This window comes from Streptomyces sp. 142MFCol3.1 (genome assembly GCF_000424945.1).
GTDB lineage: Bacteria > Actinomycetota > Actinomycetes > Streptomycetales > Streptomycetaceae > Streptomyces > Streptomyces siamensis.
Window position 1 is genome coordinate 1 of the sequence record NZ_AUKV01000006.1, and the last position, 11,986, is coordinate 11,986.

Genomic DNA, 11,986 nt, shown 5'->3' on the forward strand with positions numbered 1-11,986 from the left:
ACCCGCTCCCCCGGCAACACCGGATCCAACGGCACAAACCCCGCCCCAGCCCGCCACACCCCCAACAACGCCACCACCAGATCAACCGAACGATCCAGCAACACCGCCACCGACGAACCCACACCAACCCCCCGCGAACGCAACACGCCCGCCAGACGATCAGCCCGATCCACCAACTCACCGAACGACAACGACCGCCCCGCCGCCTCCACCGCCACCACACCCGGCGACTCCACCCCACGCACAGCCACCAACTCCGGCACCGACAACCCCGGCACCACAACCCCCGTGTCATTCCACGCCTTGAGCAGCCGGCGTTCCTGGACGGAGCTGATGTCGACGGCGGACAGGGCGGTGTCCGCGTCGGCGGCCACGGCTTCGAGGAGCTGGACGAAGTGGTGGGCCAGACGCTCGACCGTCTCGCGGTCGAAGAGCGAGGTGGCGTATTCGAAGGCGCCGATCAGAGAGCCGTCGTGCTGTCGCCAGACGAAGAGAGTGAGGTCCGTCTTGGCGACCCGCCAGGCGCCCTGGAAGGCGTCCATCAGGACGTCGTCGGCGGCGACCGAGGTCGCCCCTTCGTCCTGGAGGTCGAAGGCGACCTGGTAGAGCGGGGTGCGTGAGAGGTCGCGGGTGGGCTGGAGCTCGTCCACGAGGCGTTCGAAGGGCAGCTCCTGATGTGCGAATCCGGCCATCACGGTGGCACGGACCCGCTGGAGCAGCTCGGCGAACGTGGGGTCACCGGTCAGGTCGCAGCGCATCACGAGCGAGTTGAGGAAGAAGCCGACCGTGTCCTGGGTCTCCGGACGGGTCCGGCCGGTGACGGGGCTGCCGATGCCGAAGTCGTCCTGCCCGCTGTAGCGGCCGAGCAGCGCGCCGAAGGCCGCGAGCAGGGTGACGTACGGGGTCGCGCCGTGCCGGCGTCCGATGCCGGTGAGGGTGTCGGCGAGGGAGGCCGGCACGGAGAATCTGACGCCGGAGCCGTGCGCGTCGCGCCGGGCGGGCCGGGGCCGGTCGGTGGGGAGCCGGAGCTCGGGCAGTCCCGCGAGGGCCTGCTTCCAGTGGTCGAGTTCGCGCGACGAGGAGACGTCGGCGGCGTGGGACGCCTGCCAGGCCGCGAAGTCGGCGTACTGCACCTGGGGTTCGCCGAGCTCGGGGGGACGGCTCTCGGTCGCCGCGGCGCACAGTTCGCGCAGTTCGCGGTCGAGCAGGACGGTCGACCAGCCGTCGGTGGCGATGTGATGGGCCGTCACCAACAGGACCGGGCCGCCCTTCGGCACGCGGACCATCAGGGCGCGCCACAGCGGGCCCTCCGTGAGGTCGAAGCCGCGGGAGAACTGCTCCGCGAACAGGCCCTCCAGGTGGGCCTCCGAGGCCTCCTCGACGCGCAGTTCGACGGTGCCGGGCGCGGCGATCACCTGGCGGGGCTCCTCACCCCGGACCACGTACCGGGTGCGCAGGGACTCGTGGCGGGCCTCCAGCGCGTCGAGGGCGGACTGCACGACGTCACGCGTGGTGCCGGCGGGCAGCCGCAGGAAGAACGGGGCCACCCATTCGGGGCTGCCCGGGTGCATGCGGTCCAGGAACCACAGCCGGTGCTGGCCGAAGGAGAGCGGCAGCGGCTCGTCGCGGCCGACGGCCGTCACCCCGGGGACGGCGGGCCGCGCGTCCTCCAGCAGCCTCGCCTGCGCCTCGACGGTGAACGCGCCGAAGAGACCGCGCAGTTGGATGTCGTCGCCGGATGCCCTGCGCAGCGCGTCCGCCAACCGGGTCAGGACCAGGGAGGAGCCGCCGAGCGAGAAGAAGTCGTCGTGGGCGCCGACGCGTTCGACCTGGAGGAGCTGTTCCCACACCTGCGCCACGAGGCGCTCGGCGGGGGTACGGGGTTCGACGTGCTCGGCGGAGTCCTTCGCCGGCTCCAGGGCCGGGTCGGGCAGGGCTGCACGGTCCACCTTGCCGCTGCTGGTGAGCGGGAAGGCGTCCAGCGGCACGAACAGCGAGGGGATCATCGGTTCGGGCAGCCTGCCGCGCAGGAAGGTGCGCAGTTCGTCGCGGGGGATGCGGCGGGACGTGGTCAGGTAGGCGACGAGCCGCTTGCCGTCGCCCAGGACGCGGGCGTCGACGACGGCTCCGCGGACGTCGGGATGCGCGTTCAGTGCGGCCTCGACCTCGGCGGGTTCGATGCGGACGCCGTTGACCTTGACCTGGTGGTCGGCGCGGCCGAGGAAATCCAGGGCGCCGTCGGACCGCCAGCGCACCAGGTCGCCGGTGCGGTACATGCGGCTGCCGGCGGGGCCGTGGGGGTCGGGCAGGAAACGCTCGGCGGTCTGCGCGGGCCGGCCCGCGTAGCCGCGCGCCGTGCCGTCGCCGGCGGCGTACAGCTCGCCCACGACCCCGACGGGCACCGGGTCGAACTCGGCGTCGAGGACGTACACCCGCATGTGGTCCAGGGGCCGCCCGATGGGAACGGCCTCGGCGTGCCGCTCCGGGTCGTAGAGCTGGGCGGTGACGTCGATGGAGCACTCGGTGGGGCCGTAGGTGTTCCAGACGCGGGCGGCGCCCGGTTCGGCGAGCGCCCGGCACAGTTCGCCGTCGAGGGGTTCGCCCGCCGAGCACACCAGTCGCAGGTCGGCGCAGTCCGTCCAGCGCGGCTCGGCGACAAGCAGCCGCAGCACGGACGGCACACCCTGGAGGACGGTGATGTGCTCGTCGGCGACCGTCGCCACGAGCAGGGTGGGGTCGGCCTGGGCGCCGGGCGGTGCCATGACGACGGTGGCACCCGCGGCGAGCGGGGTGAACACTTCCCAGCCGGCGGCGTCGAAGGTGAGGACGGTCTTCTGGAGCACGCGGTCCGTGCCGGTCACTCCCTGGTTGTCGAGGGACCAGGCGACCCGGTCGGCGATGCCGCCGTGCTGCACGAGGACGCCCTTGGGACGTCCGGTCGAGCCCGAGGTGTAGGTGAGGTAGGCGGCGTGGTCGGCGGTGACCTCGGTCTCGGGTGCCGTGTCGGGCAGTGCGGCCAGGGCGTCGCACTCCCGGTCGAGGTCCACGACTTCGCCGGGCAGGAGTTCCGCGAAGGTGTCGGCGTCGTCCCCGCTCGTCAGCACCGTGCGCGCACCGCTGTCCCCGACGACCCAGGCCGTGCGCTCCTGCGGGTGCCCCGTGTCCAGCGGCACGTAGGCGGCGCCCGCCTTCCATACGCCGAGCAGGGCGGCGACGAGGTCGTGGCCGCGCGGCAGGCAGACGACGACCCGGTCCTCTGCGCCGACGCCTCGGGACGCGAGGAGCCGCGCGATCCGGTTGGCGCGCCGGTCGAGCGCTTCGTAGCTCAGTGGCCCCTCGGCGCCGTCGACCGCGACGGCGAGCGGAGTCGACACGGCCTGGTGGGCGATGAGTCGGTGCAGCGGGACTGTCATCTCTTCTCTTCTCCAGGGAAGTGAGCGCGTACGGCGGTGCGACGGTCCTCGGCGGCGCCGCCGGCGATCCGGCGGTTCGCGGCGGCGCGGCCGGCGGTGTACGGGAGGGCGGGCGGCCTACGCGGCGGGCGGCGGCAGGAAGTCCGCGACGTCGGTGCCGAGTCCGCCGGCGCGGGCCCGGTCCCGTACGAAGCGGGCGAGCGCGAGGTCGAGGACACCGAGCCCGAACGGCGAGTACACGAGCCGTCTGCCGGGGCGCGCGTCGAGCGTCGCGGTGCCGCGCAGCAGAGCGCCGATACTCGCGTCGATGAAGTCCCGTGCGCCGGAGGCGAGTTCGGCGAGGTGGACCGAGGTGTTCTCGCGGCACACGTGGTCGGGGTCGTCGACGACGTTGTGGGAGTCGAGGACGGCCGGGACGGTGACGTCGCGCAGCGAGAGGTGCAGCACCACCGCGCCGGGCGGGCAGGCGTCGAGAGAGGTGTGCGGGGTCGCGGCGGTGGTGGCGAAGGACACCAGGTCGTGGGCGGCCAGGGCCTCGTCGAGGGTGTCGCAGTGGCGGACGCCGGCCGACGGCAGCAGCCGCGCGTTGTCCAGGGTGAACCGCCTGGCACGCTCGGGGTCGGTGTCGTACACGGTGAGCCGGTCGAGGCCGGGGTGTTCGGCGGCGAGGAAGCGCAGCACCTCGCGGTTGATGACGCCGCAGCCGATGAGTGTGATCCCGGAGGGCCTGCGGCCCGCGAGCAGTACGCGCGCGCCCACCGCGGCGGACGCGGCGGTGCGCCGGGCGGAGATCAGGGAGCCCTCGATGAGCGCTTCGGGCTGTCCGTCGCGCAGCGAGTTGAGCAGGATCGCCGCGCTGGCGCGCGGCACTCCGGAGGCGATGTTGCCGGGGAAGGAGGCGATCCACTTCATTCCGGCTATGTCGTCGTCGCCGGTTTCGGTGCTGCCTCCGAGATAGGCGGGCAGTCCGATGATGCGGTCCCTGGGGCGGTCGGGGAAGCGGAGGAAGACGGAGTGCGGCAGGCTGGTGCGGCCCTCGTCGTGGCGCCGGTAGGCCTCGGCGACGAGGTCGACGACTTCCTTCTCGCGGCCTTCGAGAAGGCCCGCCACCGTCTGGTGGCCGATGATCAGCATGTTCCCACCGCCATGGTGTGCTCCGGTTCCTTCCACAGGTGGCTCACTTCGCCGAAGTGGCGGCGCACCCATTCGTCGTCGTAGATCGTGTCGAGGTAGCGGTCGCCGCGGTCCGGGAAGACCAGCACGCAGGTGCTGCCGGCGGGGATGCGGTCGGCGAACCGGCCCAGGGCGGCGGTGACGGCGCCGGACGAGCCGCCCGCGAGGATGGCCTCGCGCTGGGTCAGGGTCCGGCAGCCGACCACGCAGTCGAGGTCCGAGACGAGCACCACTTCGTCGGCGCGTGCCGGATCGAAGAGGGCCGGCTGGACGGCCGCGCCGTGCCCGGGGAGCAGCCTGAGCCCGGCCGGGCCGCCGAACAGCACGCTGCCGAGCGCGTCGACGCCGACCAGCGTCGTGGACAGACCGTGGTCACGGATGTAGTCGGCGCATCCGGTGAGGGTGCCGCCGGTTCCGGTGGCGCAGAACAGGTAGTCGACCCGGCCGTCCAGCGCCTCGGCGATCTCCCGCATGGTCCGGGTGTGGGCCCGCGGGTTGAGCGGGTTGGCGTACTGGTTGGGCCAGTACGCGCCGGGGAGTGCGGCCACCAGCTCGCGGACCCGGGCGAGCCGGGCGGGGAGGTAGGCGCCGGTGTCGGGGTCGGGTTCGGTGACCATGTCGACCGTGACCTGGTAGGCCCGCAGAATCTTCAGGTTCTGCCGGGTGGTCTTGGGGTCGACGACGCAGATGAAGTCGATCCCGTAGTAGCGGCAGATCTGGGCGATGCCGATGGCCAGGTTGCCGGAGCTGGACTCCACGACCGTGGAGCGGCCGGGGACGAGTTCGCCGCCTCTGATCCGGCCCAGCAGCATCGACAGCGCGGACCTGTCCTTGACGCTGCCTCCGGGATTGGACCCTTCGAGCTTGGCGAGGACCCGGGAGGGGAAACGGGGCAGCAGGCCGCCCAGTTCCACCAGATGTGTGTCGCCGACGGCGTCGAGGATGCCGTCGAGCACCGGTCGTGGCGTCATGGACGCGGACTCCTGCCGGATTCGTGGACGGTCACGGGATGTGCCCGCGCGGCGGTCACGGGGCCGGGCGCCGTGACCGCCGCGGGCCGCCCGGCCCCGGCGTGCGCGGGGCGCGGGGACATGACGGTCACGGCGTGCCGCCTGAGCCCGCGCCGCCAAGGGCGAGCAGGGCCCGGCGTTCGGCGGCGTCGGTCAGCGGGATGCGGGAGACGCGCTGGTCGGGGTCGTCCGCCGCCGCCTCGACGAACCGCAGGAAGACGTCGAACAGCCGCTCCACCGTGGCCCGTTCGAAGAGGTCGGTGTCGAAGCGCAGGGCCATCGTCAACCCGTAGACATCACGGGTGATCTCCAGCGAGAGGTCGCACTGGCCTTCCAGGTGCGGGATCTCCAGGTACGTCGTCTCGATGCCCGCCACGGTCATCGGCTCGCCGGAGGCGGCGCCGCCCATGCCCGGTCCGAACCGGTCGGTGGCGACCATCGTCACCGAGATCCGGTAGAGCGGGCCCGTGGTGCCGGCGTCGCGGGCGACGAGCGGGTACGGGTAGGAGACGCGTGCGGTGGCCTGCCGGACCCGCTCGGCGGCCTGGGTCATGGCGTCCGCGAGGGTGGTGTCGCGGCCGAAACGGCCCCGGATGAGGACCGGGTTGACGAAGTAGCCGACCACCTGGGCCGCGGAGGAGCGGCGGGTCGACGCCGGGCAGGCGAGGAGGAAGTCCCGCTGGCCGCCCCAGCGGTGGAGCAGCGACTGGAAGGCGCCGAGCGTGAGGGCGAACGGGGAGACTCCGCGCTGCACGGCGGTGCGCAGCACCTTGTCGGAGAGCCGGTCGGGCAGCCTGCGCACCAGGCTCGCGCCGGTCTGTGAGGACACGGCGGGGCGGGGCCGGTCGGTGGGCAGTTCGGCGGCCTGCGCGCCGGCGGCCTCCTCCTGCCAGAACTCGGCCTGGCGCTTGCCGCGCGAGGAGTCGAGCAGCATCCGCTCACGCTCGACGAAGTCGTCGTAGGCCACGGGCAGCGGTTCCCAGCCGGGATCGTCCTGGCCGGCCGCGAACGCCTCGTAGGCCTGAAGCAGGTCGCGCCACAGCAGCCACTGGGAGAAGGCGTCGGTGGCGATGTGGTGAGTGACGACGAGGGCGACGGCGTCGTCGCGGCGGCGCAGCAGGACGGCCCGGAAGGGGCCCTCGGTGTCGAGGTGGAAGGGGCGGCGGACCTCCGCCCGCACCAGTGCGTCGAGCTCCTCGTCCGTCGCGTCCGGCACCTCGCGGGCCGTCAGTTCGGCGAGCGCGCCGACCGCTTCGACGACGCGGCAGGGCTGTCCGTCGCTCTCGGTGTAGCGCGAGCGAAGCATCGGATGACGATCCGTCAGGGCGCGTACGGCGCGGCCGAGGATCTCCGGGTCCGGCGCGGGCGTCATGCGGGCCCCGCCGGCGAGGTTGTACGTCGCGCTGTCGGGGGCCAGGCGCTGGAGGAGCCACAGCCCCTCCTGGCCCACCGACAGCGGCAGCGGTGTGTCGAGGACGGTGTCCACCGTCGGCCCCCCGTGGTGGCGATCCACCGTCAGACCTCGGCCTTCGCGGTCGCGAGGAAGGCGACGACGTCCCGCACGCGCAGCAGTTCGGCGACCGTCTCGTCGGGCACGGACAGGCGGTAGGTCTTCTCCACGGCGGCCAGCAGGTCGACCCGGGTGAGCGAGTCCATGCCGAGCTCCTCGAAGCTGGAGTCCGCGTCGATGTCGCCCTCCAGGTCGGGGGCGGTGCGCTGGACCAGGGCGATGACCTCGGCGGTCAGAACGTCGGTGGTCGTCTCGTGCGTCGTCATGTGTGGATCCGTCTCTTGAGTGGTGAGCTGGGAAGGGTGGCGGTGGCCCTGGTCAGGGCATGCGGACGACCTGTCCGGCGTAGGTGAGGCCGGCACCGAAGCCGAGCAGCAGCACGTGGTCGCCGGGCGTGGAGCGGCCGCTGTCGTGGAGGCGGCTGAGTGCGAGGGGCACCGAGGCGGCGGAGGTGTTGCCGGTGTCGACGACGTCGTTGACGACGCGCTCGGGCGGCAGTTCCAGCTCCCGGGTGAGGGTCTTGATGATGCGGTTGTTGGCCTGGTGCGGCACGAACCAGTCGATGTCCGCCATGGTGATTCCGGCGGCGGCGCAGGCCCGGTGCGCGACGTCGGGCATGGTGGCCGTGGACCACTTGTAGACGAGCGGGCCGTTCATGGCGACGTACTCGCGTCCGTCGGGCCTCTCGGTGAGGCCGAGGACGTTGTGCCGGGCGCCGTCGCTGCCCCACACGGCGGGTCCGATCCCGGTGTGCTCGGAGCGCGACACCACGGCCGCACCGGCTCCGTCGCCGAAGATGACGAAGGTGTCGGGGTCGTCCGGGTCGATCCAGTCGCTGGTGCGCTCGGCGCCGACCACGAGGACGTGCCGTGCCTCGCCGAGCCGTACGGCACCGGAGGCCATGGCCATCGAGTAGGTGAAGCCCGCGCACACCGCGTTGAGGTCGTACGCGCCCGAGTTGGGCAGGCCGATGCGGCTGGCGACCTCAGGTGCGATGCCCGGCATGCGGCGCTTGCGGGTCGCGGTGGCCACGATGGTGAGGTCCACCTCGGTCGGGTCGATGTCGGCCATCACCAGGGCCTTCTCGCCGGCGGCGACGGACATGGTGACCAGGTCCTCGGCCTCGCTCGCGTGGTGCCGGGTCCTGATGCCGGTGCGCTGTTCGATCCACTGCGGGGAGACGGTGGTGCGCGGGGACAGCTCCTCGTTGGACAGCAGCTTCGCGGGCCGGTAGGCGGCGATGCCGGTGATGCGGGATCCGTGGGTCGGCGGGGTCAGATAGGTCTCCAACGGAGCTCCCGCTGACTTGGGTTGTGCCATGTCGCCCTCAACTCCTCCCATCCGACGGGGCGTCGGACGGCTCGGCCATGGCCACGGCGATACGCCGGGGCCCGGTGAACGGCTCGCGCGCGTGCGCGGTGAGCATGTTGTCGACGATCAGCACGTCGTCGCGCTGCCAGTCGAAGCGGACGGAGTTGGCCCGGTAGACGGAACGCAGATGGTCCGTCACCGCGTCCGGGATGGCTCCGCCGTCGCCGTAGTACGTGTTGGTGGGCAGGTCCTCGTCGGGGAAGATCGCCCGCAGGCCCGCTCCGACCTCCTCGGCCACGGTGGTGACGTGGAAGAAGGTGGCGTGGTTGAACCAGACGCGCTCGCCGGTGACGGGATGGCGGTGCACGGCCGCACGGACGGCGGTGGTGCGCAGCCCCCCGTCGGGCCGCCATTCGGCGACGATGTCGCGCTCCGCGCAGTAGGCGGTCACCGCCTCCCGGTCAGTGGTGGCGAACGCCTCCTGCCAGGGCACTCCGAAGCCGGTGTGGAAGTTGCGCACCACCTGCCAGCCGCGCCGCTCGAACTCCTCGCGCACCTCGGGGTCGAGGGCGGCGAGCACACGCCGTGTGTCGGCGAGCGGGGTGGCACCCTGGCTGGTGGGCGGTTCGGCGCAGTGGAAGTAGAGGGTGCCGGGCCACACGGCCTGGTAGGAGTTCTCGTTGTGCAGGAAGATCTCCTCGGCCGCCGGGTAGTCGGTCGAGGTGTAGACCTGGCCCTTGATGGTGGAGCGGGGCGAGGAGCGCTCCGCGTAGGCCAGTGGCGGTGTGCCGGAGAAGGCACGGACCACGGCGTCGAAGCCGTCGACCCCGCCGATGGCGTAGCCGCGCAGCAGGACGGCTCCCTGTCGTGCGAGGCAGCGGCGGAGCTCGTCGCGGTGCCGGTCGATGTCGGCGAGGACGGCGGCGTCCTCGGTGCGGACCCGGTGCAGGTGGGGCGCCGTGCCGGTGCCGGCCCAGCCGGGCAGTGCGCCGGTCCCGGCGCGGGTCACGTCGTGGGTGCTGGTCATGTCGTCCGTTCCCGGTTCAGTCGGACATCGCGACGAGGACGCGGCGGTCACCGGTGAACGGCCGTCGCCCGTGGGCCAGCAGCACGTTGTCGATGAGGAGCAGGTCGCCGCGGACCCAGTCGACGTCGACGGCGGCCTCCAGACCCCGGTCCCGGATCTGGGTGACGTACTCGGCGGGGATGGCGCCGCCGTCGGCGAACGTCACCATCTGCGGCAGCTCGTCCTCGGGGAGGATCGCGGCGAGTTCGGCGGCGGTGTCGTCGCCGAGTCCGGCGGGGTGCCACTGGTCGGCCTGGTTGAACCAGACCTCGGCACCGGTGACCGGGTGCCGGGTGGTGGAGGGGCGGACCGATTCGACGCGCAGGCTGCCGTCGCGCCGCCAGGTCCACTCGGCGCCGGTGCCGGTCAGGAACTCCTCGACGTCGCCGCGTTCCTTGGTCTCGAAGGTGTCCTGCCAGCTCTTGCCGAGGCCGTACCCGTCGTGCAGGTTCTGCACGTAACGCACGCCGCCCGCGAAGGCCTCACGCACCTCGTCGTCGAGCTCGGCCAGCCAGCGGGCGGCGTCGGTGACGGGGGTCGCGCCACCGCCGCCGGGTGTCACCTCGCAGTAGAAGGCGAGCCGGGTGGGCCAGGTGTGCGCGTAACTCATCTCGTTGTGCATCGAGATGGTGTACTCCTGCGGGTACTCCGTCGAGGTGTAGACGTTGCCGCCGACCTTGGTGCGCGGCGAGTTGCCGTGGACGTAGGCGAGCCGGTGCGGCAGCAGCCGGTCGAGCGCCGTGTCGAGCGTGTCGGGCGTGATGCCGAACCCGCGGAGGACCAGGGCCTTCTCGCGGACGAGGAGTTCGTCCAGGCCGGGGTCCAGGGTGTCGAGGCGGTCGAGCAGTTCGCCGGCACCGCCACCGTCCTCGGCCTTGATCTCCAGCGGTGCCCAGGTCTCGGTGTGGGTCATGGAGCTGTCCTCGCAGTCGTGGCGGCCGGTTGCGCGGCCTGGATGGCGGTTGCGGTGGGCGCCCCGGTCGGCCGGGCGAGCCGGGCGGCGATGTCCGCGGTCAGCTCGGCCTCCTGCGGGGCGAGGTAGAAGTGGTCGCCGGGGAACACCCGCAGGTCGAAGCGGCCCGTGGTCAACTCGGCCCAGGCCGACACGCGTTCGACGTCGCAGCCGGGGTCGGCGGCACCGGCGTACGCGGTGATCGGGGCGCGCAGCACGGGCGGGTTCTCGGGCGCGTGGGTCTCGATGAGCCGGTAGTCGCTGCGCAGCACGGGCAGCAGCAGTTCGCGCAGTTCCGGTATGCCGTAGGGGTCACCGCCGAGGCTGCCCAGGCGCCGTACGGAGGCCAGCAGCACATCGTCGGCGGCCCGGTGCAGCACGGTGCGGGTCGCGCGGTGCGGGGCGTTGCGCGCGGACAGGAACACCTGGACGGGGTCCGGGCCGGTCGCTTCGAGGCGGGCCGCGACCTCGTGGGCCACGGCGGCGCCCATGCTGTGCCCGAACAGCGCGAGCGGGACGTCCCGGTACGCGTCCAGGGCCCGGGCGACCTCGTGGGCGAGCTCGTCCATGGACTCGACGCACGGCTCGGTCATGCGCTCCTGGCGTCCGGGGTAGCGCACGGCGAGCACCTCGGCATCGCCGGGCAGCCGGCCCGGCCAGCCGTGGAAGAGCTGTGCGTTGCCGCCCGCGTGCGGGAAGCACACCAGCCGCACCCGCGGCGGGCGGGCCGCGGGATAGCGGCGGAACCACAGGCCGTCGCCGGTCACAGCGCCATGCCCCCGTCGACGCGGAGCACCTGGCCGGTGATGTACGCGGACTGCGGGGAGACCAGGAAGGAGGCGAGCGAGGCGACCTCGTCGGCCTGTCCGAAGCGCCCGAGCGGGATACGGGTCAGGGCTCCCTCGACGACGTTCTCGGGCAGGTCGGCGACCATCTCGGTCTCGATGAACCCGGGGGCGATGGCGTTGGCCCGGATCCCGTAGCGCCCGGCCTCCTTGGCCAGCGACTGGGTGAGGCCGACGATGCCCGCCTTGGAGGCCGCGTAGTTGGCCTGGCCAGCGTTGCCGGCGACTCCGGCGACCGAGGAGAGAGTGACGACGGCGCCCGCGCGCTCACGGATCATCGGACGGATCACGCAGCGCAGCAGGTGGTAGGTGCCGTTCAGGTTGGTGCCGACGACGGAGTGCCAGTCCTCGTCCCCCATGAGGGCGAGCGGCCGGTCTCGCGTGATGCCCGCGGACGTCACCACGGCATCCGGTGTGCCGAGCTCGTCCTCCACGGCCGTCACGAACTGCTGCACGTCCTCCCGGACCCCCACGTCCACACGCCGGGTCAGCGCCCGGCTCCCCCTGTCCTCGATCTCCTTCCGCACGAGCTGCGCCGCCGCCTCGTCCGACCGGTAGCAGATCGCGACGTCGAAGCCGTCCTGCGCCAGTCGCACGGCGACGGCACGGCCGATGCCCCGCGATCCACCGGTCACGACCGCCACCCGAGCCGCGCTGCCGTCCCGCCCCATGTCCGAGCCCCCTCATCCGTTCGAATGAGTCGAGC

General features: G+C 72.6%; 10 protein-coding genes. All 10 read right to left on the bottom strand.

The genetic code is table 11. The features are described 5' to 3' along the window. Positions 1-3,413: non-ribosomal peptide synthetase (locus H305_RS0109860; RefSeq protein ID WP_028800238.1), on the bottom strand; the 3,413-nt coding region annotated here is incomplete at its 3' end. Positions 3,414-3,530: 117 nt separating this feature from the next. Then, on the bottom strand, positions 3,531-4,547 hold the full coding sequence (gene sbnB, locus H305_RS0109865) for a 2,3-diaminopropionate biosynthesis protein SbnB (RefSeq protein ID WP_028800239.1): 1,017 nt from the start codon (positions 4,545-4,547) through the stop codon (positions 3,531-3,533). Then, positions 4,541-5,557: a 2,3-diaminopropionate biosynthesis protein SbnA gene (gene sbnA, locus H305_RS0109870; protein ID WP_028800240.1), complete on the bottom strand. Its 1,017-nt coding sequence runs from the start codon at positions 5,555-5,557 to the stop codon at positions 4,541-4,543. The genes sbnB and sbnA overlap by 7 nt, the downstream gene beginning before the upstream one ends. Before the next feature lie 127 nt (positions 5,558-5,684). Beyond that, positions 5,685-7,109 carry a condensation domain-containing protein gene (locus H305_RS45260; RefSeq protein WP_158690508.1) on the bottom strand — a complete coding sequence of 475 codons (1,425 nt, stop codon included), beginning with the start codon at positions 7,107-7,109 and terminating at the stop codon, positions 5,685-5,687. A 2-nt stretch (positions 7,110-7,111) separates the two neighbouring features. Beyond that, on the bottom strand, positions 7,112-7,372 hold the full coding sequence (locus H305_RS0109880; RefSeq protein WP_037763331.1) for an acyl carrier protein: 261 nt from the start codon (positions 7,370-7,372) through the stop codon (positions 7,112-7,114). Between the two features lie 52 nt (positions 7,373-7,424). Continuing rightward, positions 7,425-8,426: a beta-ketoacyl-ACP synthase III gene (locus tag H305_RS0109885; RefSeq protein ID WP_051370503.1), complete on the bottom strand. Its 1,002-nt coding sequence runs from the start codon at positions 8,424-8,426 to the stop codon at positions 7,425-7,427. 7 nt (positions 8,427-8,433) lie between these two features. Further along, positions 8,434-9,444 (bottom strand): TauD/TfdA family dioxygenase, encoded by a 1,011-nt coding sequence (locus H305_RS45265; RefSeq protein WP_078628972.1) that lies wholly within the window; start codon positions 9,442-9,444, stop codon positions 8,434-8,436. A gap of 16 nt (positions 9,445-9,460) precedes the next feature. After that, on the bottom strand, positions 9,461-10,396 hold the full coding sequence (locus tag H305_RS0109895; protein WP_028800243.1) for a TauD/TfdA family dioxygenase: 936 nt from the start codon (positions 10,394-10,396) through the stop codon (positions 9,461-9,463). Beyond that, complete coding sequence (locus H305_RS45270; protein ID WP_063611308.1) at positions 10,393-11,202, bottom strand: thioesterase II family protein; 810 nt, start codon at positions 11,200-11,202, stop codon at positions 10,393-10,395. The genes H305_RS0109895 and H305_RS45270 overlap by 4 nt, the downstream gene beginning before the upstream one ends. Further along, a complete protein-coding gene (gene fabG / locus H305_RS0109905; protein ID WP_028800244.1) occupies positions 11,199-11,951 on the bottom strand; it encodes a 3-oxoacyl-[acyl-carrier-protein] reductase in 753 nt (250 codons plus the stop codon). Before fabG ends, H305_RS45270 begins: the two co-directional genes overlap by 4 nt. Positions 11,952-11,986: the final 35 nt, after the last annotated feature.

Coding starts and splice junctions, on each gene's coding strand:
- H305_RS0109895 (WP_028800243.1), bottom strand. CDS start 10,396: ATGACCCACACCGAGACCTGGGCACCGCTGGAGATCAAGGCCGAGGAC.
- sbnB (WP_028800239.1), bottom strand. CDS start 4,547: ATGCTGATCATCGGCCACCAGACGGTGGCGGGCCTTCTCGAAGGCCGC.
- fabG (WP_028800244.1), bottom strand. CDS start 11,951: ATGGGGCGGGACGGCAGCGCGGCTCGGGTGGCGGTCGTGACCGGTGGA.
- H305_RS45265 (WP_078628972.1), bottom strand. CDS start 9,444: ATGACCAGCACCCACGACGTGACCCGCGCCGGGACCGGCGCACTGCCC.
- sbnA (WP_028800240.1), bottom strand. CDS start 5,557: ATGACGCCACGACCGGTGCTCGACGGCATCCTCGACGCCGTCGGCGAC.
- H305_RS0109885 (WP_051370503.1), bottom strand. CDS start 8,426: ATGGCACAACCCAAGTCAGCGGGAGCTCCGTTGGAGACCTATCTGACC.
- H305_RS0109880 (WP_037763331.1), bottom strand. CDS start 7,372: ATGACGACGCACGAGACGACCACCGACGTTCTGACCGCCGAGGTCATC.